Genomic DNA, 20,346 nt, shown 5'->3' with positions numbered 1-20,346 from the left:
CCGAAACCCCCTATCCTGATGCGGCGGCTAAATGAGCAGCTCCGCCCAGACAACACGGCGCAATGGCCCGGGTGTGTCGGTTCCGAAGGGATAACACGTTGACAGGGCAAGCAAGCCGGTATGGCCGTTTGCGGGGTACCCGAATTCGTCCCACCGAACAGTCTCAAAACCGGCGACACGGTAACGCGCGATGCTGCCGTCCACACGCTGCAGCGACAGCTCGTCCCCGGCCTTCAGGTCTTTGACGAAACGGAAATGTGTGTCGCGGTGTGCGGCCAGTATTGTGACCCCCGATGATCCGCCGTCGGCAATCGCTGCCGGTCCGAAGGCCATCGCTTCGCCCGACGCCCCGGACAAGACGATCTCGCTCACGCCCAGCCTGTGTGCCGTGATCTTGCCCAGCGGCGCGGTATCTGCCCAGGGCCACGGCTTGCGCGCGGCGCCATCCGTAAGGCTGCGGTCAAAAGCATCCTCCAGCATAATTTGCGCGACTTGCGCCTTTACCGGAATCCATGCGGCCTGCAGCGCGATCACCATCCCGGCGGCGCAGATGAGCCAGGGCCAGCTGGCCCTGGCTCTGCTGATGAAGGCGCTGGTCGCCGTCACGCCGCGATCATCCGGCGCCGGCGGACAGCCGCCGCAAACAGGCCGGTGAGCATCAGCAGCAATCCCGCCATCAGCGCGCTCATGAACCCTGTCGCCGTTTCAGGCAGTTCCAGCAGTTCGCTCTGCTCGGCCAATTCGGGATTAGCCTTGGCTGCGGCATTCTGCCCTTTGAACAGGGTGTCGAAATCCCAGCCAGCGGGAAGCAGCAACGGCAGTTCCTCCTTCGTCAATGTTGCGCCTTCTGGCCGGCTGGGCGTCTCGTCTTCAGCAACCAGGCTGGTGCGTGAAGTGACGAGATGAAATTCAAGCCCCAGTTCCTCGATCGCGGCATCGGCGGTTTCGCGGTCGAGTTCATAGGAATAACGCTGCGCCTCAATCTCTGCGATCCGGCGGTATGCCCACAGTTTCGCGGCGCTTTCACTGGCCGCAGCGGCAGACAGGTCGGCACTGTGGGTCCAGGTTTTCCCGCCGATCGTGGCCGTTACTTTCAACGTGCCCGTCAGCTGCTTCGTGCGGCCCAGCAGAACCAGCGGCTCCCCCCGATAGAGATCGGGCAGTTCGCGCGGTGCCAAATCGATGCTGGCACCGCTCACGGTAACCTTGATATCGGTCGCCACCGGCGCGGTTAGACGGTCGAGCAACGCTTTCATTTCTCTCACCGCTTCGGTGTCGGTCCCGACATGGGTGAACGTGCCGCGCCCAGTTTCCGACATCCGCCGCATCAGGAACGTGTTGGGCGCAGATCCCATGCCCACCATGAACACCCGGCTGCGGCCGCGATTGGTGGCGATTTCCGCCATCATCTCGGCCTCGTCGGACAGATTGCCATCGGTCAGGAAGATTATCTGGCGAATGGAATTGCGGCTTTCGCCGTGCCGATCGACCAAGGCTGCGCGCAAGGCGGGTAACATGTCCGTACCGCCATTCGCATCGAGACCTTTCGCAAATCGCGTTGCAGCCGCAACCTGGCGTTCATCTGCGCGGACCGGTGTAGAAAACAGCTGCGTCATGGTGTCGTCGAATCGGATCACGTTGAATGTATCTTGCGGGCGCAGGGTGCCCAAGGCGTAGATCAGGCTGGTCTTGGCCGCGATCATCGAATCGCCGGCCATTGATCCGGAATTGTCGATCACGAAAATCATCTCTCTCGGGAGAGCCGGACCAGATTGTTTTCCAGCCGGCGGGGTGATGGTGGCCATCAGATAGTCGAGGCCGGCGTGTTCCTGTTTGAACAGGCCAACTGCCGGTTTGCCCGATGGTGCGCGCCAGCTCAGTTTGAAGTCACGGTTTGCAGGCACTTCGCCGTCAGCCAGGATAATCAGCCGCTTCTGGGCACCCTGATCGACAATCTTGATGGGATGATACGGGCTGTCGATCTTTGCTGGCTCAAAACCCGGATCCAGTTCCACGGTGATAGAGACCGGGTTCAGCTTGCTGCCCAGCTTGGGATGGGCGAGCGGGGCGGTCACATTTGCCGCATCGGCAACCTGCACCAGATCGATTTCGCCGCGCTCGTTCACTAGGCTGCGAGGCGGGACATATCGCGGCCCCACCACAAGCGGCAGGCGCAAGGCATACTCGCCTGCCAATTGCTGGACAGGAGCCTGAAATTCGATTGCGATCAGAACCGTTTCACCCGGCCCCACATTGGCAACCGAATTGCGGAACCTGTTGGCCCGGGCCTGTTCGACTAAGCCCGATTTGCGCCCGTCGGCCTTGGCTTGTTCGTAAATCTGGCGGGCTTCCTCGCGCGGCTTGATCTTGCCTTCGAAGATACGCTGGCCAACCACCATCTTCAGGCTGTCGACTGCCCCGTCATCGGGCAAGGGGTAGAGATAGGTTGCCTCCATCCAGCCATCCGATGTGTTGCGAAACGCCTGGGTGACGGTGACCCGCGCAACCGGGCCGCTAACCTTGACCTGGATATCGGTGCCCAGCTGCATCGCAGGCAGTTCATCTGCAACGCCCTTGCCGTGCAGCATCAGGCGGCCTGCGCCGCGCTGGTCGCTAGCCATCTCGCCTGCTCCGCGGCCACCGGCAGCAAACACGGAAGCTGTCTGGAATGCAGCGAATATGAGCGCGAGAATCGCAACCGTGGCTGCAATTCTTCTGGATTTGGTCACCGCAGTTCGTCTCATGTAAGCCTCCGTTCATCTCAACCTTCCTACCCGTTACGGCATCGAAGAACGGACCCGCCACAGGCAAGAATGGCCAATTTCTGCCGGATTCGGAGGTTCGCCGGAGATTAAGTGAGGGTTTGTACGGATTCGTCCGCACATGTACGGAAAGGGAGAGCGATGATGGGGTGGGCGATGACCGAACAGGGTTTCAGCAATGAAGGAGTGGCCGCGCGCCTGCGGGAGGAGATCGCGCGGCGCCGCATCTCGCGCCAGGGATTGGCGGAAACCGCCCGTGTCAGCATTTCGACACTGGAAAAAGCCCTGTCAGGCAGGCGCCCGTTCACGCTGGCAACTATCGTAAAGCTGGAGGACGCACTGGGTGCATCGCTGCGCCGCCCGGGCCATCAACGAACCGAGGCACCATCTCTCGCACCGCCGCACATGGGAACTTACGCCAGGCAGGCGGTCCGCTGGATCGAAGGGGATTATCTCACCCTTCGGGCCAGCTTTGGCGACGAGGGGGCAACCTACGCCTATCGCACGCAGATCCAGTGGGACGATGCGCAGGGGCATCTGGCATTCTGCGAAAGCGAGCGGCTGGATAGCAGCTTCGCACAGTCGGGCTTCGTGTCGATGCCAAACCTTTCAGGCCATATCTACCTTGTGACCAGTGAGGCGGGGCAATACCGGCTGATCGTATTGGGCCGCGCCACGCGGGAAAAGCGGATGTTTGGCCTGCTTTCCACCCTGCAAGTCGGTGCCGGATCTCAGCTTGTGCCGGTGTCGTGCCCGGTTGCGTTCGTTCCGATCGGCCAGATACCCGATGCGGAATTCGGCCTGATCACACCGGGGCAGCGGCTTGCCGAAGATTACCGGGCCATCCTCAATACCGCTCTCGACCAGGATTTCTGCCGCTTGCGGACATGAAAAACCCCGCCGGTATCGCTACCGGCGGGGTAAATGTGTGATTTTGTCAGACCGGCTTATGCCGCGGTGGGCATCAGGCGCTCTCCGGCGATCGTTTTCATCGCTTTCTGGAGCTTCTCGAATGCACGCACTTCGATCTGGCGGATGCGTTCGCGGCTGACATCGTAAACCTGCGAAAGCTCTTCGAGTGTCTGCGGATTTTCCGTCAGACGGCGCTCGGTCAGAATGTGCTTCTCGCGGTCATTCAGCCCGTCCATCGCTTCGATCAGCATTTCGTGACGAACCTCTGCCTCTTCAGCATCGGCCACTGTTTCGTCCTGCAGCGGGCGGTCGTCGACCAGCCAATCCTGCCACTGGCCGCCATCTTCCTCGTCACCGCGCATCTTGGTGTTGAGCGAGCCGTCGCCGCCCATCATCATGCGCCGGTTCATGTTGATGACTTCCTGTTCCGCAACGCCCAGATCGGTAGCGATCTTGGTCACGTCATCGGGATGCAGGTCGCTATCTTCATAAGCTTCCAGCTCTTTCTTCATCCGGCGAAGGTTGAAGAACAGCTTTTTCTGGGCCGCGGTCGTGCCCATTTTCACCAGGCTCCAGCTGCGCAGGATGAATTCCTGCATGCTCGCCTTGATCCACCACATTGCATAGGTGGCGAGGCGGAAGCCGCGTTCCGGTTCGAATTTCTTGACGCCCTGCATAAGGCCGACATTGCCCTCTGAAATCAGGTCGGAGACCGGCAGGCCATAGCCGCGGTAACCCATCGCGATCTTCGCGACGAGGCGAAGATGGCTGGTCACCAGCTGTGCTGCTGCTTCGGGGTCTTCGTGTTCCGCATAACGTTTGGCGAGCATATATTCCTGCTCTGCAGTCAAAACGGGGAACTTCTTGATTTCGGCCAGATAGCGGTTGAGGCTCTGCTCTCCGCCAAGGGCCGGGACTTTACTTGTTACGTTGCTCACTTCTTCCCTAACCTTTCTGTTGCCAGCCTCACTTTTACCGGACCCCTGATGGGCATCCGCAATTTCGGGCCGCTTGGTTACATATAGACGCAATCTTTGCGTTTTGCAGCACCTTCATCAGGCATTTCATCGATTTCAACGAGTGGTTTCGTCGATGAGTTCCCGCATATCCGGCGGTAGATCCGCGTGAAACTCCATCCTTTCGCCGGTTACCGGGTGATCGAAGCCAAGCGACGCTGCGTGAAGCGCCTGCCGGGCGAAACCGATTCGCTTAAGAATGGGCCGCAGAACGCTGGGTGTCCGTCCATATATTTGATCCCCCAATAGCGCATGACCGATTGACGCACAGTGAACGCGCACCTGGTGCGTTCTACCTGTTTCAAGACGGCATTCTATCAGGCTGGAATGGCTGAGTTTTTCCAACGTTCTGTAATGCGTGACCGCGTGTTTTCCGCGGCTCGAATCGTCCGCCAGAACCGCCATTTTCTTGCGGTTCGCATCGGACCGGCCAAGCCGTCCTGAAACGGTTCCTTCCGGCGGGTTGGGATGCCCGCCGCAAACAGCAAGATAGCGGCGCATGATCGAATGGTCGGCAAACTGTCTTGCCAGCCCTTTATGCGCAGCAGTAGATTTGGCTGCAACCAGCAAACCAGAAGTATCCTTGTCGATCCGGTGCACTATCCCTGGCCGGGCGACCCCACCAATTCCTGAAAGCTGCCCCTTGCAGTGATGCAGCAGGGCATTGACCAGCGTGCCGTCCGGGTTCCCGGCAGCAGGATGCACAACCATCCCGGCGGGTTTGTTGATGATGATAAGGTCCTCATCCTCGAACACCACGTCCAGCGGGATGTCCTGAGGCTGCGCTCCTGCCTCTGCCGCTGGCGGGACATCGATGGTGAAATGCGCCCCGGCCTGCATCTTGGCAGACGGATTGCTGGCAACGGTCCTGCCAATAGTAACCGCGCCTTGCGCCATCAGCGCCTTGACCCGTTCGCGCGAAAGGCCCGACGCCTCGGCAAGCGATTTGTCCACCCTGCCGGATGTGGCGATTGTGCCGGTGATGACTTCGCTTTCGCTCATGGCTAAACCGATGGGCGATGACGCTGCATATCTCAAGCAAGGTTTTGGATGCGATGAAGGCGGCTGCTGCATCGGCGGCTCCGCTGGAATGCTGCGGGATCCTGTTGGGGAGCGGTGATACCATCATCGGCGCCGTGCCCACCGCTAATGTCCATCCACTGCCGGCGGCCCATTTCGAGATTGATCCGGCAGCGCTGATCTCGGCCTACCGCGATGAACGCGGCGGCGGCCCTGCCATTGCCGGTTTCTACCATTCGCACCCTAATGGCGTTGCCGTTCCTTCCGCCACAGATGCCGCCATGGCAGCCCATGACGGGCGCATCTGGGCGATCATCGGGGCTGGAAACATTCGCTTCTGGCGCGATGAAAGCACTGGTTTCAATGAACTTTCCTACGCGGCGATCACGGGATAGACCTGCCTCGCCGTTCGGCTGGTGCCCGCCAATCATTCGGTCTGTCCAAAGAACGGATGCAGGCAGGGAATTTTTGCCCTAGGACTGTGTTCCAAGTGTTCCATACCGTCAGGAATTAGCTGCTTTTTATGAACGATGATGCATCCCTCGATCTTGCCGCGCTTATGTGTTCGCGGCTGTGCCACGATATGCTCAGCCCGGTTGGCGCGCTGAGCAACGGGCTGGAATTGCTGGCTGACGAAACCGACCCGCAAATGCGCGAACAATGTATGGATTTGCTGGAACAGAGCGCGCGGACCAGCACGGACAAGCTCAAGTTCTTCCGTCTGGCGTTCGGCGCTGCTGGCGGATTTGGCGAAATGGTTGAAGTGAGCGAAGCGAAGTCGGTTATCGATTCGCTTGTCGCCAATGCTAAACGGGTGGAAGCCCATTGGGCGATGGACGCGGCCAAACTGCCCAAGGATGCGGTGAAGGTCCTGCTCAACCTCGCGCATATTGCGCTGGAAACGCTGGTGCGCGGCGGCTCGCTCGATATCGGTGCGGAAATGCGCAGCGGGAATACCGAAATCGTGGTTCGCGCAAGCGGCCCGAAAATCGCGTTTGACGAAACAATCGGCAAGGCTTTGCAAGGTGATCTTGCAGCGCGTGATCTTTCCAGCCGTACGGCACCCGCACATATGATCGCCATGCTGGCTGAGCGGTCTGGCGGCGGCCTTCAATATCAACTGGGCGAAGATGCCCTGGTGCTGGGCGCAGTGTTGCCGCAGCCGGAGGGTCTGATCGGTTGAGCGACGAACTCGTTCATCACACGCGGCTGTCGCCCAATTTCAACGACCGGAAATTGCCCGTTTCCATGGTTGTGCTCCACTACACCGAAATGAAGCCGGTTGGCACAGCCCTGGACCGGCTGTGCGATGCCGACGCGGGGGTAAGTGCCCACTATCTGATATCGGAAGAGGGTGAGGTCACCTTGCTGGTGCCGGAGGACAAACGCGCATGGCATGCAGGCGTATCCTATTGGCGCGGCCACAAGGATGTGAATTCGGCCAGTATCGGGATTGAACTCGACCATCCCGGGCACGGGCTGGGATATCGCCCCTTTGCCGATGCCCAGATAGAGGCGCTTGTGCCTTTGCTGCACCGGATCGTGAAAACCCATGACATTCCGCGCGCCAACATCGTCGGGCATTCCGACGTGGCCCCGGCGCGAAAGACCGATCCGGGGGAACTTTTCCCATGGGACAGGCTTGCGGAATACGGTCTTGCGACCCCGACGCCAAAGATCGAACTGGGCGATCCGTTCGACAATGACGGCGCGTTTTACCTCGCGCTGGAACGGTACGGGTACGATATCACCGATGGCCACAAGGCGGTTGAGGCTTTCGAGCGCCGCTGGCGGCCGCGCAGGATCAGCGGTGAAATCGACGGAGAATTGCGCGCGATCCTGTTCCAGCTCTTGCTCGACCGTGACCGGGGTATCGCCCGCTAAAGCTTGCAACAAATTGCCAAATTGATCTGTGTCAAAGCGCGCCGAACACCGCGCGCCTAAAGGTCAGGGCAAGCAAGGAGCAAGCGAATGGCACACACTGAATTCAAGGACTGGCCGGGAATGGCCGCAAACCTGATCCCGGCGATCAAGGAACTGCACAAGGGTTCGCCGGGCGTGATGAAGGCGTTCCGCGAGATGGGCGGTGCAGCGCATCAGGGCGGCGCACTGGATGCAAAGACCAAGGAGTTGCTGGCGGTCGCAATCTCTGTCGCGGTTCGCTGCGATCCGTGCATCACCTATCATGTCGAAGGCGCGCGCAAGCATGGCGCCTCCCGCGAAGAGATCGCCGAAACACTGGGGCTGGCTGTGTATATGGGCGCAGGGCCCAGTGCGATGTACGCAGCGCAGGCGCTTGAGGCGTATGATCAATACTCGGATGCAGCTGCCGAATAACAGCAAAGCGCTTCCCAATCGGGCAGGGCGGTCTTACATGGGCTTTGCCAGGGGGCCGGGCAGCTGCGGGGGGACTTTGTCTCCGCGAGGAAAGTCCGGGCTCCGCGAAACGATGGTGGCGGGTAACGCCCGCCGCGGGTGACCGTAGGGAAAGTGCCACAGAGAGCAAACCGCCCCGAGGCCTCGGCCAAGGGGTAAGGGTGAAAGGGTGCGGTAAGAGCGCACCGCGCGATTGGTAACAATGGCGGCATGGTAAACCCCACCTGGAGCAAGGCCAAATAGGGGCGGCGCGCTGCTAGTCAGCAGGTCTGTTTCGGACCGTGATCGCCCGGGTTGGCTGCTTGAGCGGCGGAGCAATCCGCCGCCTAGAGGAATGGCTGCCCCTGCAGCGCTGGTGCGTAAGCAAACCGGCTGCAGGACAGAACCCGGCTTACAGGCCCCCTGGCAAATTTATCTGTGTCATCCGGCTCCGGCTTGATTATAGCGGCCGCCGAAACGGTTGATGGGGATTTCGGACATCATGAAACAGCGCCTACTGGCCGAAGCAATCGGCAGCTTTTTCCTGTTCGCCTGTGTCGTGGGATCAGGCGTCATGGCGGAGGGGCTGGCCGGCGGAAATGTTGCGGTCGCGCTGCTCGGCAATACTCTGGCGACGGGCGCGATCCTCGCCGTGCTAATTGCCATGCTGGGGCCGATATCGGGTGCACATTTCAATCCAGCGGTAACGCTGGCCTTCCGCATCGGGGGCGAAATCGGAACGCGAGAAGCGCTGCTGTTCGTTCTGGTTCAGCTGTGCGCTGGGATTGCCGGTGTCTGGGCCGCTCATGTCATGTTCGATCTGCCGGTGTGGCAGTATTCGATCAAGCCAAGGACCGGAACCGGGCAATGGCTGGGCGAATTTATCGCCACCTTTGGACTGGTTCTGACTATTCTGGGCACGATCAAGGTCAGCAAGGCGTGGGTGCCTGCCAGTGTCGGGCTGTATATTTCAGCTGCCTATTGGTTCACCTCTTCGACCAGCTTCGCCAATCCTGCGATCACCGTGGCCAGAAGCCTTTCGAACACCTTCGCGGGAATCTCACCCGCCGATGTGCTGGGCTTTATCGCTGCGCAGCTCGCCGGCGCCATAGTGGCGGTCTATACTTTCCGGGTTCTCTACGCAGATACGGACTAACCGCAGCGACGGAACCGGTCGGCGCGGGGCGTGTTTAACCTGCATGAACACAGTATCATCCCCTCGCAGCGCCGCGCAGCGGTTCGCCATTATTCTGGCCGTCGCGTTCCAGATCGGAGCGACTTTCTTGCCGAACCTCGGTTTTGGGGAGCAGATAGGTGAGCGTTCGGATGCAATCCGCTCACTGGTCGTGCCGGCAGGTTGGGCATTTGCTATTTGGGGGCCGCTATTTCTGGGCTGCGTGATCTACGCGATCTGGCAAGCGCTTCCCTCGCAGCGGAATAATACCCTGCTGGCACGCATCGGATGGTACACTGCCGGAGCGACTGCAGCGAACGGGCTGTGGGCGACATACACCCAGTTTGCGAACCTGACGGCGATTTCTGCGGTCATTATCCTTTGCTCGCTGGTTTGCCTGTTGGCGGCGCTAAGGCATTTGGTGAATTACGAACGCGAATTCACAGCTGGCGAGAGATGGATTGCGGGATTAACATTCAGCGCTCTGGCGGCATGGCTGACAGTCGCCTCAACCGTCAACATAACCGCTGCGCTTAAATATCATGGCGTTGGCGGCGGCGGTGAATATCCGTTGCTGGCTGCAGCCATTGTCTTGGTCGCCGGGATCATTGGCGCCGCTGCGACATTCCGCAGCCGCGGGAATCCCTGGTATGCGGCGGTTATCCTGTGGGCGATGCTGGCCATACATTATCAGGGCGGGCAGCAATTCCCGCTGATAACCTATGCAGCAATCCTGTCCGCAGTTCTGGTGATTTTCGCCGCTGCCGCGAAATTGCCAGATGCACCGAACCGGAAGCGGTGGCTCGGCCTCTGACGTTTATTCGCGGCCTATGCTGGAATATTCAAAGCCTGCTGCACGGACATCTGACGGTTGATATATATTGCGCAGGTCAACTAGGACCGGGGCCTTTGCAAGCTCGCGCACACGCTTCAGGTCAAGGGCACGAAACGCATCCCATTCGGTAACGATTGCAATCGCATCCGCGCCTTCGATGGCGGCGTAGGGATCGTTTTTCATATTCACGCCGGGCATCAAAGGCCTCGCGATTTCCATACCTTCAGGATCGAATGCATCGACGGTCACCCCGGCGTCCTGCAAAGTCTGCGCAATTGCGATTGCCGGGCTGTCGCGCATGTCATCGGTGTTCGGTTTGAAGGTGAGGCCAAGCAGCGCGACCTTTTTGCCGCGCGCGTGGTCAGGCCCGCCCAGAGCGTCGACAACCTTCCGGCCCATCGCACGTTTGCGCGTGTCGTTGGTCTTGACCACCGCTTCGACGATGCGGACCGGGCTTTCATAATCCTCAGCGGTTTTTAACAGGGCGAGCGTGTCCTTGGGGAAGCACGATCCGCCATAACCCGGGCCTGCGTGCAGGAATTTGGACCCAATCCGGTTGTCGCTGCCAATTCCGCGGCTGACATCCTGGACATCCGCGCCCACCTTTTCGCACAGATCAGCCATTTCATTGATGAAGGTGATCTTCGTCGCAAGGAATGCGTTGGCGGCATATTTGATCAGTTCCGCACTGCGGCGGCTGGTGAAAAGGATTGGCGATTCATTCAGGAACAGCGGGCGATAAACTTCGCGCATGATCTCGCGCCCAAACTCGCTTTCCGCACCGATCACGATGCGATCAGGACGCTTGAAGTCACCAATCGCAGCGCCTTCACGCAGGAATTCGGGGTTGGATACAACTGCGAATTTGTGGCTCGTGCCGCTATCCTGCAGGATACGTTCGACCTCGTCGCCGGTGCCGACTGGCACAGTGGACTTGGTAACGACCACTGCATCGTTCGATAGGCTTTCACCAACTTCCTTCGCGACTGCATAGACAAAGGAAAGGTCGGCGTGCCCGTCGCCGCGGCGGCTAGGGGTGCCGACCGCGATGAAGATAGCCTGAGCGTCCTTGATCCCCTCTGCCAGATCGGTTGTGAACGACAGGCGGCCGGCCTTCACATTCGTGCCGACCAGTTCGGCAAGGCCTGGCTCGTAAATCGGCATGACCCCGTCATGCAGGCGATCAATCTTCGACTGATCCTTGTCGATGCAGACAACATCGTGTCCAAAATCGGCGAAACAGGCACCCGATACCAGACCTACATAGCCTGAGCCCACCATGGCGATTTTCATGCGACTTCGTCCTTTTTCACGATCTGAATCCCGCCCTTTTTCTTCTCGACGGACTGGATGTAACGGCGGGTGTCCCCTTCCAGCACAAGTGCGGTCAATACACCATGGCGGTATGCGCCGGTATCGATCCCGATGCGGTTGTGACGCTCGTCGATTTCTTCAAATATTGTATGGCCGTGAACCACCACGTGAGAATGTTGGTCCTTGTGGTTCAGAAAGGGTTCGCGGATCCACCGCAGGTCGCTGCGCTTCTGTTCGTCGACCGTCCGTTTCGGATTGATTCCGGCGTGGACGAACAGATAATCGCCCATTTCGATCATGTCGGCGAAACTTTTCAGGAATTTGCGGTCGCCCTTTGGCACTCTTTCGCGAAGCAGGTCCTGCAATTGCTCCAGCGTGGAATTGTTGAATTCCTTTTTGGTAACGCCGTAGCTGATGATTGTTTCGCGGCCGCCATGCTTCAGGAAATGGCGCAGCACACCTTCGTCCTTGAACGAATCCAGAAACATCTCTTCATGATTGCCGGTCAGGAAAAGGACTTTGCGGTAATCAGTCCATAACCGGGCGAGCTTGATCACGCCTGCGCTGTCCGGCCCACGATCTATCAGGTCACCCAGAAGAATGACGGTTGTTTCGGCAGGTCCGGCTTGCTTGTCATCCTCCTCGATTGCCTTGATCAGCACTTCGAACAGGTCGGCACGTCCGTGTATGTCGCCGATGACATAGGCACGCTCACCTTCGGGCAACCGTGCGCCGCGAGGGCCCGATTTGCCTTTAAAGATATTGCGGAACGGCTCGAACATTGAAAACTCTGATTCCTGATTGGTTGATGGCGCGCATAGGGGAGAGAGGGTTAGGCCGCAATCGCTGTACCGAGGCTTAAGTGTCGCGCAATTGGTGCAGAAAATCCACACATTCTGACGGCTTCTCGAAAATCTCGTAATAAGACTTGTGCGGCGCAGCATTGGCCTGCAAGATAATTACATATTCGCACGAGACCGCACATCGAAAAGAACGCGGCCGGTGTTTATGCAGGTGGGACGAAGCAACCCAACAAACCAAGGAAGTTTGTCATGCTCACGTCCATCCGCGGCCTTACCGCCGCAAGTCTTTTTGTTACTACTGCGCTGATCTCGGCGCCTGCTCTGGCATCTGAAATTGCTGTCGAAGCCGAGACAACTGTCATCAACACGTCCGACATTGTCACATCCGACGTCGTAGTCGATATCGCCGATATCGATGTAAACGCCGTAATGCCTGAACTGACCGCACAGGAAGTGGTCCGTATCTCGCAAGACGTGAATTTTGAAAAAGAAAGCAAAGTTGGCGGCGAAAGCGGTCTCGAGCTGTCCGGCAATGTTGCGCTGGTATCCGACTACCGTTTCCGCGGCGTATCTTTCTCCGACGGTGATATCGCGCTGCAAGGCGGCATTGATCTGGGCCATTCGAGCGGTTTCTATGTCGGCACCTGGGCGTCCACCATTTCCGGCGGTAGTGCATTCGGCGAGCTGGAGCTTGACGTATATGGCGGTTGGAGCGGCGACGTAGCCGAAGGTCTGACCTTCGATGTCGGTCTGCTCTATTACATCTATCCGACTGGCGACATTCCAGGCGTAGATACCGATTACTTCGAACCCTACGCGTCGATTTCGACGACGCTTGGTCCGGTCAGCGCAACGCTGGGCGCGGCCTATGCGTGGGATCAGGACTCGCTCGGTAATAGCGACAATATCTACGTCTACACAGACTTCGAAGTTGGCATTCCCGACACTCCGGTCAGTCTTAGCGCACACCTCGGTTATACCGACGGCGTGTTCTCGACCGATACGGACGGAACGTCCTTCGACTGGGGGCTCGGTGCATCCTACGCGGTTACCGACAGCCTGAGCCTCGGCGTGAACTACGTCGATACGCAGGGCCCGTCATTCGAAGATTTCACCGACGCCGGTTTCTTCTTCACGCTGTCCTACAGCATGTAATTCGCCCACTTGGGCTATACGAAAGGGCCCGCGCCTTAGGGGGAGGCGCGGGCCCTTTTTTGCCTGCTATTCCAGTGAAAAATCGACGGTCGTGACTACGCGGACCTTCTTATAGGGCGTATCGCTTACGCCCCATCCGCCGCCATCTCCGTCGCGTGCATTGATCGAAAAATAGCCTTGGGTCGCCTTGCGGATACTGCCGACAGAGGCGCCGCTATCTTTCGCGAACTGTTCTGCAGAAGCCCGTGCGTCCTTTGTTGCAGCTGCGACCATTTCCGGTTTGACGTCGTTCAACCCGGTGAAGGTGTAAGACATGCCTGATCCGTCTTCCAGAACCACACCGCTGCGGACCAGATCGACCTGCTGTTTGACGGCCTTCTGGGCCAGTTCGATGTTCTTGCTCCGCAAGGTCATACGCTGCCTGACCGTGTAACGCGGCACGCCGTTGTCGGTATAGTAATTCACGTTGACGCCGGTCGGCTCCAATGCGTTTTCTGGAAAGCCGATTTCCTTGAAGAACTTCCGGATAGCTTCGCTGTCGCGGTCGACCCCCGACTGGGCCGATTGAAGGTTGGAAGCCGTGGCGGAATAAGAGATTGTCCAGGTCGCGAGATCGGCCACCACTTCGCGTTCATCGAGGCCGCGCACGGTGACCGACCGGTCAGCGTCCTTCGCGCGGACAAGCCCGTCGCCCAGTAGGAAGCCGCCCGCGATCAGTCCGGCGGCAATTATCGCCGAACTGCCTATCCATCGGCGATTTTCGGAATCCCGCCAGAAGGTGGTGGCGGCGGTGGGTGTTTCACTGATATCAGTCATTCATGTCCTCCCAGTTGCGGTTCTGGCGACCGAGCTTGGGATACCATCTGACGATGAACTGTGCTTGAATAGCGACGAATGGAGTTTACCAGCGATGACCAAATATCTTCACAGCATGATCCGCGTGACCGATCCGGATGCGACGGTCGATTTTTTCAAGCTGATTGGTCTCGAGGAAGTCCGCCGCTTCGATGTGGAGGCGGGACGTTTCACCCTGATCTTCCTCGCGGCGCCCGGACAGGAAGGCGTGGCTGAGGTCGAGCTAACATACAATTGGCCCGCAGAAGACGGCAGCGAACCCGAACAATACGAAGGCGGCCGCAATTTCGGCCACCTCGCGTACCGCGTCGATGATATTTACGAAACGTGCCAGCGCCTGATGGATGCTGGGGTCACGATCAACCGCCCGCCGCGTGACGGCCATATGGCGTTTGTGCGTTCGCCAGATGGGATATCTGTCGAGCTTTTGCAGGACGGCAATTTGCCCGAGCAGGAACCTTGGGCAAGCATGGAAAACACCGGGAGCTGGTGAGGCTCCCGGCGGTATTCATCTGGCCGGTAACAGGATCTTGATCAGGCGGGATCGGGTTCCGCGCTGCGATCATTGGGATGTTCGGTGGTGAGCCTGAGGATCACGAAGCCGAGCACTGCCGAGATAACCGATCCGGCCAGAATACCAATCTTGGCTTCGTCCCTGAGGAGGCGAGCCGCTTCGTTAGATCCGGTGAAGGCAAGTTCGCCGATGAACAGCGACATGGTGAAACCGATCCCGCACAGCACGGAAACGCCCCAGATTTCAGCCCAACTGGCACCCTTTGGCGGTTTGGCGAAGCCAACCTTTGCAGCCAGCACGATGATCGTGAAAATACCCAGCTGCTTGCCGAACACGAGGCCCGCTGCAACTGCCAGCGGCAACGGATCCAGCATCTTGTCCATACCGATCCCGCTCAAGTTCACGCCGGCATTGGCGAAACCGAAGATTGGCACAATCGCATAGGCGCTCCACGGGGCAAGGCCATGTTCGATCTTCTCCAGCAGACTGTTCCCGTCCTTGCGGTGCATCGGGACGGTCAGCGCGGCAACTACGCCCGCAATCGTCGCATGAACACCTGAATTGAGTACGCAGAACCAGAGCACCAGAGCGACCAGAATATATGGGAAAATCCGGCTGACATGCATGCGGTTCATCGCCATCATCACGCCGACAACGACAATCGAAGCGACCAACCAGGCCATCTTGATATTGGCGGTATAGAACGCCGCGATCACCATGACGGCACCGATATCGTCGACGATGGCAACCGTCAGCAGGAACAGGCGGAGCGAAGCCGGAACACGGCTGCCAAGCAGGCCGAGCACGCCCATTGCAAAGGCAATGTCGGTCGCGGCCGGGATGGCCCAGCCGCGGGTCAGTTCGGAATCTGGGCCAACGATGAATACATAAACTGCGGCCGGTGCCAGCATTCCTGCAATCGCGGCCAGTATGGGCAGACGCCGCTGCTCAGGCGAGGACAGCTGCCCGCAAATGATTTCCCGCTTAACCTCGAGGCCGACGACGAAGAAGAAAATCGCCATCAAACCATCGTTGATCCAATAGTGGAGCGTGTCGAGTTTCGGGATCGGGGTCCATCCGAGCTTGCCGTTGAACAGCAAGCTGTATTCCGATGCCAGTTCAGAATTCGCAGCCAGCATGGCGGCGGCTGCCACAAGGATGAGCAGGACGCCTGCCGAGGCGTCGCTTACGAACAGCGCGCGTACAGGGGCAAAGACGGAGCGAAGAGGTAATTTTGTTTGGGCCATGTCTGCTGTGCCCCATCCCCCAATCTTTTCTCCGTTGCAAGGCCCGGCAGCCTCCGATACGCGTATTTGTGATGAGGACCTCACTTTCCGGGGGTCGGACAAGCATTGATCGAATATTCAGGGGCCGAATGGCTTGTACTGGTCCAGCAAGAGCTTTTGTTATTTGCGGGCGCTTTTTTTCTTATCGGGGCTTTGGATGAAATAACTGTCGATTTCGCCTGGATTTGGCTGAAACTGACAGGCCGGGCGCGGACGGAGACCCTCGCGCCTGAACATGAAAGCGAGCTGGAATTAAGCGGCCCGGCAGCGGTTTTTATACCAACGTGGCAGGAAGCCGCGGTTATCGGCACAACGATCCGTCATGCACTGGCGGTGTGGCCGCATAGCCAGCTGCGCATGTATGTCGGCTGTTATGACAACGACCCGGCAACTCTCGCTGCTGCTGCGGTTGCAGGCGGAACCGACTCGCGGCTGCGAATTGTGGTTCAGCCCAAACCCGGACCTACGACCAAGGCCGACTGTCTGAACAGCCTCTATGCCGCGCTTCAGACGGACGAGGCGCGCACGGGCAAGCAGGCGAGCATGGTGCTGTTGCATGATGCAGAGGATATGGTCGATCCGGCGGCTTTGACGCTGATTGACCGGTCGATGCAGACGGCGGACATCGTCCAATTACCGGTCTTGCCGGAGCCGCAACCGACCTCACCGTGGATCGCCGGGCATTACTGTGAAGAGTTCGCCGAGGCGCATGGCAAGGCCATGGTGGTTCGCGATGCGCTCGGTGCGGGCATGCCTCTGGCCGGGGTCGGATGTGCGATCTCCCGAGCAATGCTGACTCGGCTAGCCGCACAAAACGGCGGTCAGAGACCTTTCGCCGATGGCAGTCTGACAGAGGATTACGAATTGGGCCTGGGGGTCGCGGAACTGGGCGGTAGTGGCCGGTTCGTGCGGATGCGGCACGAAGACGGCCGATTGATTGCAACCCGTGCGTGTTTTCCGGCCAAGCTCGATCAGGCCGTTCGGCAGAAAACGCGCTGGGTGCACGGCATCGCTTTTCAGGGGTGGGACCATCTCGGATGGAGCGGGAAGCCCAGTGAATTCTGGATGCGTTTGCGTGACAGGCGCGGCCCGTTCACGGCTCTGGTGCTGGCGGCGGCATATTTGCTGCTGGTGCTTTCAGCGATTGTCTGGGCGCTCAATGCTTTCTGGCAAGGTCCATCGATGGAGTTGAATGCCTTGTTGCGTGCAGTGCTGGCGCTGAACTTCATCAGTTTTGCATGGCGTGCTGTGTGGCGTTTTGCATTCACGGCGCGTGAATATGGACTAGGCGAGGGGCTGCTCGCGATCTTGCGGATACCGGTTGCAAACATCATCGCGATCATGGCTGGCCGCCGTGCCTTGATGGCTTATGTGGCGACACTGTCCGGAGAGGCGCCGCGCTGGGACAAGACCGACCATTCGGCCCACCCTGCAACGCACTCGGCAGTACTTGCAGCAGGCAGAGGCAGCCGATGACTAACATCAGGGTGCGGCGCAAGGGTGCGCCGCTCGTGGCGCTGGCCGCAGTGCTTGCCTTGTGGATCGCTTTGCGTGTGACGCTTTGGCATTCTCCGTTTGATCCGGCGGATGGGGCGGCGGGCGACGCTGCGGCGGTGCGGTTGGCCGGGCCTGAGATCGCGGCTAATACCCGCAAGGCAAACGATGACGAGGCATCTGATACCGCAGTTGGCACAGAGACGGTGCGCCGCATCTCCAACGCCGTTTCTCGCGTGCAGGTGAGCGCGGACCGCAAATTGATCCGAAATTCCCGTAGCGCGCCCGCTCCAGAAACTATGGGCTTGCGACTGCCGTCAGTGGTTGCTTCGCCAGCATCTGCAACTGAGGCGCCGCGCAGAGCTACATTAACAAGCGTGCAAAATTCACTAACGGTCTCGCAGCCGGCCAAAAGGAATGACTTGTCTCGACCCAATTCTGTCCGAGGCGCAAGTAAGCGTGACAAGCGTTGGTCATTCGATGGATGGGCATTTTTCCGTTCTCAAGATGGCCTCCCGACAGCCGCAGGCGTGCTGGCACCGAGTTATGGTGGCAGTCAGGTCGGCGCAGTCATGCGGTACCGGCTCGATCCACACAGCAGCTATAAGCCCGTTGCCTATGCGCGGGTCACCAAGGCAATTTCCCAAGGCGAGGAGGGCGATATTGCGCTTGGAGCCGCGGCACGGCCGGTGCCGCAGATCCCGGTGGCGCTCCATGCCGAAGCAAGGTTGTCGCGCAATGCGTCTGGCACGGAGATCCGGCCAGCCGTATTTGCCGTGACCGAGCTGCCGCCAGCGCAATTGCCGCTTGGCCTGCGGGCTGAGGCATATGTCCAAGCGGGCTATGTCGGCGGCAATTTTGAAACCGCCTTTGTCGACGGGCAAGTGAGGCTAGATCACAAGTTGGCGCAGGTCGGCGGTGCTGAACTGAGGCTGGGCGCCGGTGTATGGGGCGGGGCGCAAGAGGGTGCCGAAAGGCTCGATGCCGGACCTGGCATCAGTGCCAATTTCAATCTCGACCGGGCCCCTGTGCGACTATCGATGGACTACAGGCACCGAGCGGCCGGAGACGCGCAGCCCGATTCAGGAATCGCAGTCACGCTTTCGACCGGATTTTGAACCGTTTCACCTTTCACCTGCCGCACGCGTGCGGTAGGGCGGGCCATGGATCTTTATCTGCCCATTGCGAACCTGTCGGTGAACGGCATCTGGATCGTCGCTTTGGGTATGCTGACCGGCATCCTGTCCGGCCTGTTCGGGGTCGGCGGGGGATTTCTCACAACGCCATTGCTGATCTTTTATGGTATCCCGCCAACGGTTGCGGCTGCGTCGGCTTCTACCCAGGTTACCGGTGCCAGCGTGTCCGGGGTCTTCGCTCACAGTAAACGCAAGGGCGTTGACTACAAGCTGGGCGGGGTCACCGTTGTCGGTGGTATTTTCGGCGCCGGGATCGGGGCGATCCTGTTCCGCTTCTTGCAAGCCGCCGGTCAGATCGATGTTGTGATCAACATTCTTTACGTCGTCATGCTGGGGACCATTGGTTCTCTGATGGCGAAGGAAGCGATGGAATCGATCCGGCCAGCGCAGGGATCTACCTCGCGCAGCGCGCCGAAGCGGCGGCATCACCCGCTGGTGACCGCATTGCCCCTGCGTTGGCGGTTCTATCGCTCCGGTCTGTATATCTCGCCCTTCGCGCCGCTCATTCTCGGCATTCTGGTAGGCATTCTCACCATGCTGATGGGCGTTGGCGGCGGCTTCATTCTGGTTCCGGCCATGCTGTACATTCTCGGCATGAGCGCGGGTGTCGTGGTCGGTACGTCGCTGTTCAATATTCTGTTCGTGACCATGGCGACTACAATGATGCACGCTTTGACAACCCAGGCGGTGGACATTGTTTTGGCGGCGTTTCTCCTGCTCGGCTCTGTGACCGGGGCGCAGATCGGCACGCAGGTGGCGCAGAAGGTCAAACCTGAATGGTTGCGCCTTGCGCTCGCGGTGATCGTTCTGCTTGTCGCGCTCAGAATGCTTTTCGGACTGGGTGTTCAACCGGACGAGATTTACACGGTGTCGCCGCTATGATCCGGGTGTTCCTGATAATCCTGTGCTTTTTTGCACTGAGCGCGCAGCGTGACCCGATCCTCGTGCCGGAGGTGTCCCAGCACGAGGTGCAGGTGCGGCAGGGCTTTACCGGGACAGAGCTCATTCTGTTTGGCGCCATTCTGGACCCGTCGGGTCAGCGGGCTGGCCGAAAATACGACATCGTTGTGATCCTCAAAGGGCCGTCGGAACCGATCCGTCTGCGCGAAAAAGAACGCATTGGCCCGATCTGGATGAACGCTGAAAGCACGGCGTTCCGCTCGGCCCCTTCGTTCTTCGCCGTGGCGTCTTCCTCCGCGCGGATTGCAGATATTGTCGATGAAAGAACCGCAGCGATTTATGAACTGGGGCTTGACTACATACAATTGTCCCCCAGCGGCACCATCGATCCGGAAGAACAGGCCCGCTTCACGGCAGGGCTGGTCGATCTGCGAGAGCGGCAGGGATTGTACAAGGAGTCGATGGAGGGCGTCCGCATCAGCGAGCAGGTGCTCTATCAGGCACGGATTTCCTTGCCGTCGAATGTGCAGACGGGAACCTATACTGCGGAAACTTTCGCCATTACACGCGGCCGCGTAATCGCCTCCGCTATTGCTGAAGTCGAAGTCAAGAAGGTCGGGTTTGAACGCTTTGTAGAGCTGTTTTCGCAGCAACAAGAGTTCTGGTACGGACTGCTTGCCGTCAGTCTTTCGATCTTCATGGGATGGGTCGCCGGCCGGTTATTCGCGCTGATTTAAGTCCGCTGGTCGGGCAGT

At 59.2% G+C, this 20,346-nt stretch carries 21 protein-coding genes and 1 other RNA gene; 14 read left to right on the top strand and 8 right to left on the bottom strand.

All coding sequences use genetic code 11. From position 1 onward, the window contains the following. Window positions 1-27 precede the first annotated feature (27 nt). The gene (locus tag PO778_RS08340; protein ID WP_271439232.1) at window positions 28-606 is read right to left on the bottom strand and encodes a class GN sortase; all 579 of its coding nucleotides are present in this window, start codon (window positions 604-606) and stop codon (window positions 28-30) included. Further along, a complete protein-coding gene (locus PO778_RS08335; RefSeq protein ID WP_271439231.1) occupies window positions 603-2,744 on the bottom strand; it encodes a marine proteobacterial sortase target protein in 2,142 nt (713 codons plus the stop codon). The genes PO778_RS08340 and PO778_RS08335 overlap by 4 nt, the downstream gene beginning before the upstream one ends. 174 nt (window positions 2,745-2,918) lie before the next feature. Between PO778_RS08335 and PO778_RS08330 the strand changes: the two genes are divergently transcribed. Then, window positions 2,919-3,653 carry a helix-turn-helix domain-containing protein gene (locus tag PO778_RS08330; RefSeq protein WP_271439230.1) on the top strand — a complete coding sequence of 245 codons (735 nt, stop codon included), beginning with the start codon at window positions 2,919-2,921 and terminating at the stop codon, window positions 3,651-3,653. 56 nt (window positions 3,654-3,709) lie between these two features. Here the strand turns inward: PO778_RS08330 and rpoH are convergent, their stop codons facing one another. Next, window positions 3,710-4,612 carry an RNA polymerase sigma factor RpoH gene (gene rpoH, locus PO778_RS08325; protein WP_160730444.1) on the bottom strand — a complete coding sequence of 301 codons (903 nt, stop codon included), beginning with the start codon at window positions 4,610-4,612 and terminating at the stop codon, window positions 3,710-3,712. Between the two features lie 135 nt (window positions 4,613-4,747). Then, entirely contained in the window at window positions 4,748-5,692 is a 945-nt protein-coding gene (locus PO778_RS08320) for an RluA family pseudouridine synthase (protein WP_271439229.1), read from the bottom strand. A 17-nt stretch (window positions 5,693-5,709) separates the two neighbouring features. Between PO778_RS08320 and PO778_RS08315 the strand changes: the two genes are divergently transcribed. The 7 genes from PO778_RS08315 to PO778_RS08285 all read left to right on the top strand — a co-directional run bounded on the left by PO778_RS08315 (window position 5,710) and on the right by PO778_RS08285 (window position 10,053). Further along, window positions 5,710-6,105, top strand: coding sequence for a M67 family metallopeptidase (locus tag PO778_RS08315; RefSeq protein WP_271439228.1), 396 nt, complete (start codon window positions 5,710-5,712; stop codon window positions 6,103-6,105). A gap of 128 nt (window positions 6,106-6,233) precedes the next feature. After that, the gene (locus PO778_RS08310; RefSeq protein ID WP_271439227.1) at window positions 6,234-6,893 is read left to right on the top strand and encodes a histidine phosphotransferase family protein; all 660 of its coding nucleotides are present in this window, start codon (window positions 6,234-6,236) and stop codon (window positions 6,891-6,893) included. 65 nt (window positions 6,894-6,958) lie between these two features. Beyond that, complete coding sequence (locus PO778_RS08305; protein WP_271439364.1) at window positions 6,959-7,594, top strand: N-acetylmuramoyl-L-alanine amidase; 636 nt, start codon at window positions 6,959-6,961, stop codon at window positions 7,592-7,594. Window positions 7,595-7,681: 87 nt separating this feature from the next. Further along, entirely contained in the window at window positions 7,682-8,047 is a 366-nt protein-coding gene (locus PO778_RS08300) for a carboxymuconolactone decarboxylase family protein (RefSeq protein WP_160730440.1), read from the top strand. Between the two features lie 47 nt (window positions 8,048-8,094). After that, window positions 8,095-8,496: RNase P RNA component class A (rnpB, locus tag PO778_RS08295), an RNA gene on the top strand. A 71-nt stretch (window positions 8,497-8,567) separates the two neighbouring features. After that, entirely contained in the window at window positions 8,568-9,221 is a 654-nt protein-coding gene (locus PO778_RS08290) for an aquaporin (RefSeq protein ID WP_271439226.1), read from the top strand. 43 nt (window positions 9,222-9,264) lie between these two features. Continuing rightward, complete coding sequence (locus PO778_RS08285) at window positions 9,265-10,053, top strand: TspO-related membrane protein (protein WP_271439225.1); 789 nt, start codon at window positions 9,265-9,267, stop codon at window positions 10,051-10,053. 3 nt (window positions 10,054-10,056) lie between these two features. Here PO778_RS08285 and PO778_RS08280 read toward each other — a convergent pair whose 3' ends face one another. Together PO778_RS08280 and PO778_RS08275 are read right to left on the bottom strand one after the other, a co-directional pair. Continuing rightward, window positions 10,057-11,367 carry a UDP-glucose dehydrogenase family protein gene (locus tag PO778_RS08280; protein ID WP_271439224.1) on the bottom strand — a complete coding sequence of 437 codons (1,311 nt, stop codon included), beginning with the start codon at window positions 11,365-11,367 and terminating at the stop codon, window positions 10,057-10,059. Continuing rightward, window positions 11,364-12,170: a metallophosphoesterase family protein gene (locus tag PO778_RS08275; RefSeq protein WP_160730437.1), complete on the bottom strand. Its 807-nt coding sequence runs from the start codon at window positions 12,168-12,170 to the stop codon at window positions 11,364-11,366. Before PO778_RS08275 ends, PO778_RS08280 begins: the two co-directional genes overlap by 4 nt. Before the next feature lie 270 nt (window positions 12,171-12,440). On the opposite strand from PO778_RS08275, the gene PO778_RS08270 reads away from it, so the two are divergent. Then, window positions 12,441-13,346, top strand: coding sequence for a TorF family putative porin (locus PO778_RS08270; RefSeq protein WP_271439223.1), 906 nt, complete (start codon window positions 12,441-12,443; stop codon window positions 13,344-13,346). Between the two features lie 66 nt (window positions 13,347-13,412). Here PO778_RS08270 and PO778_RS08265 read toward each other — a convergent pair whose 3' ends face one another. Beyond that, window positions 13,413-14,162 (bottom strand): SIMPL domain-containing protein, encoded by a 750-nt coding sequence (locus tag PO778_RS08265; protein ID WP_271439222.1) that lies wholly within the window; start codon window positions 14,160-14,162, stop codon window positions 13,413-13,415. Between the two features lie 94 nt (window positions 14,163-14,256). Here PO778_RS08265 and PO778_RS08260 point away from each other — a divergent pair, with 94 nt between their 5' ends. Beyond that, complete coding sequence (locus PO778_RS08260) at window positions 14,257-14,694, top strand: VOC family protein (protein WP_271439221.1); 438 nt, start codon at window positions 14,257-14,259, stop codon at window positions 14,692-14,694. Between the two features lie 41 nt (window positions 14,695-14,735). Here PO778_RS08260 and nhaA read toward each other — a convergent pair whose 3' ends face one another. Continuing rightward, window positions 14,736-15,962 (bottom strand): Na+/H+ antiporter NhaA, encoded by a 1,227-nt coding sequence (gene nhaA, locus PO778_RS08255; RefSeq protein ID WP_160730434.1) that lies wholly within the window; start codon window positions 15,960-15,962, stop codon window positions 14,736-14,738. Between the two features lie 105 nt (window positions 15,963-16,067). Here nhaA and PO778_RS08250 point away from each other — a divergent pair, with 105 nt between their 5' ends. From PO778_RS08250 to PO778_RS08235, 4 genes are all read left to right on the top strand, one after another. Beyond that, window positions 16,068-17,477, top strand: coding sequence for a glycosyl transferase family protein (locus PO778_RS08250; RefSeq protein WP_271439220.1), 1,410 nt, complete (start codon window positions 16,068-16,070; stop codon window positions 17,475-17,477). A 548-nt stretch (window positions 17,478-18,025) separates the two neighbouring features. Continuing rightward, complete coding sequence (locus tag PO778_RS08245) at window positions 18,026-18,613, top strand: hypothetical protein (protein ID WP_271439219.1); 588 nt, start codon at window positions 18,026-18,028, stop codon at window positions 18,611-18,613. Between the two features lie 45 nt (window positions 18,614-18,658). Next, window positions 18,659-19,573: a sulfite exporter TauE/SafE family protein gene (locus PO778_RS08240; protein ID WP_160730431.1), complete on the top strand. Its 915-nt coding sequence runs from the start codon at window positions 18,659-18,661 to the stop codon at window positions 19,571-19,573. Continuing rightward, complete coding sequence (locus PO778_RS08235) at window positions 19,570-20,328, top strand: TIGR02186 family protein (RefSeq protein ID WP_271439218.1); 759 nt, start codon at window positions 19,570-19,572, stop codon at window positions 20,326-20,328. Before PO778_RS08240 ends, PO778_RS08235 begins: the two co-directional genes overlap by 4 nt. Window positions 20,329-20,346: the final 18 nt, after the last annotated feature.

Origin of the sequence: Pontixanthobacter luteolus, assembly GCF_947494915.1 — a bacterium.
GTDB classification, from domain to species: domain Bacteria; phylum Pseudomonadota; class Alphaproteobacteria; order Sphingomonadales; family Sphingomonadaceae; genus Pontixanthobacter; species Pontixanthobacter luteolus.
Note: the sequence above shows the minus strand (reverse complement) of the source record. Positions and strands in the feature narration are given on the sequence as shown.

Excerpts from the sequence above, each read along its gene's own strand:
- PO778_RS08335 (WP_271439231.1), bottom strand. The coding sequence starts at position 2,744 with ATGAGACGAACTGCGGTGACCAAATCCAGAAGAATTGCAGCCACGGTT.
- PO778_RS08330 (WP_271439230.1), top strand. The coding sequence starts at position 2,919 with ATGACCGAACAGGGTTTCAGCAATGAAGGAGTGGCCGCGCGCCTGCGG.
- PO778_RS08320 (WP_271439229.1), bottom strand. The coding sequence starts at position 5,692 with ATGAGCGAAAGCGAAGTCATCACCGGCACAATCGCCACATCCGGCAGG.
- PO778_RS08315 (WP_271439228.1), top strand. The coding sequence starts at position 5,710 with ATGACGCTGCATATCTCAAGCAAGGTTTTGGATGCGATGAAGGCGGCT.
- PO778_RS08310 (WP_271439227.1), top strand. The coding sequence starts at position 6,234 with ATGAACGATGATGCATCCCTCGATCTTGCCGCGCTTATGTGTTCGCGG.
- PO778_RS08305 (WP_271439364.1), top strand. The coding sequence starts at position 6,959 with ATGGTTGTGCTCCACTACACCGAAATGAAGCCGGTTGGCACAGCCCTG.
- PO778_RS08300 (WP_160730440.1), top strand. The coding sequence starts at position 7,682 with ATGGCACACACTGAATTCAAGGACTGGCCGGGAATGGCCGCAAACCTG.
- PO778_RS08290 (WP_271439226.1), top strand. The coding sequence starts at position 8,568 with ATGAAACAGCGCCTACTGGCCGAAGCAATCGGCAGCTTTTTCCTGTTC.
- PO778_RS08285 (WP_271439225.1), top strand. The coding sequence starts at position 9,265 with ATGAACACAGTATCATCCCCTCGCAGCGCCGCGCAGCGGTTCGCCATT.
- PO778_RS08280 (WP_271439224.1), bottom strand. The coding sequence starts at position 11,367 with ATGAAAATCGCCATGGTGGGCTCAGGCTATGTAGGTCTGGTATCGGGT.
- PO778_RS08275 (WP_160730437.1), bottom strand. The coding sequence starts at position 12,170 with ATGTTCGAGCCGTTCCGCAATATCTTTAAAGGCAAATCGGGCCCTCGC.
- PO778_RS08270 (WP_271439223.1), top strand. The coding sequence starts at position 12,441 with ATGCTCACGTCCATCCGCGGCCTTACCGCCGCAAGTCTTTTTGTTACT.
- PO778_RS08265 (WP_271439222.1), bottom strand. The coding sequence starts at position 14,162 with ATGACTGATATCAGTGAAACACCCACCGCCGCCACCACCTTCTGGCGG.
- PO778_RS08260 (WP_271439221.1), top strand. The coding sequence starts at position 14,257 with ATGACCAAATATCTTCACAGCATGATCCGCGTGACCGATCCGGATGCG.
- nhaA (WP_160730434.1), bottom strand. The coding sequence starts at position 15,962 with ATGGCCCAAACAAAATTACCTCTTCGCTCCGTCTTTGCCCCTGTACGC.
- PO778_RS08240 (WP_160730431.1), top strand. The coding sequence starts at position 18,659 with ATGGATCTTTATCTGCCCATTGCGAACCTGTCGGTGAACGGCATCTGG.
- PO778_RS08235 (WP_271439218.1), top strand. The coding sequence starts at position 19,570 with ATGATCCGGGTGTTCCTGATAATCCTGTGCTTTTTTGCACTGAGCGCG.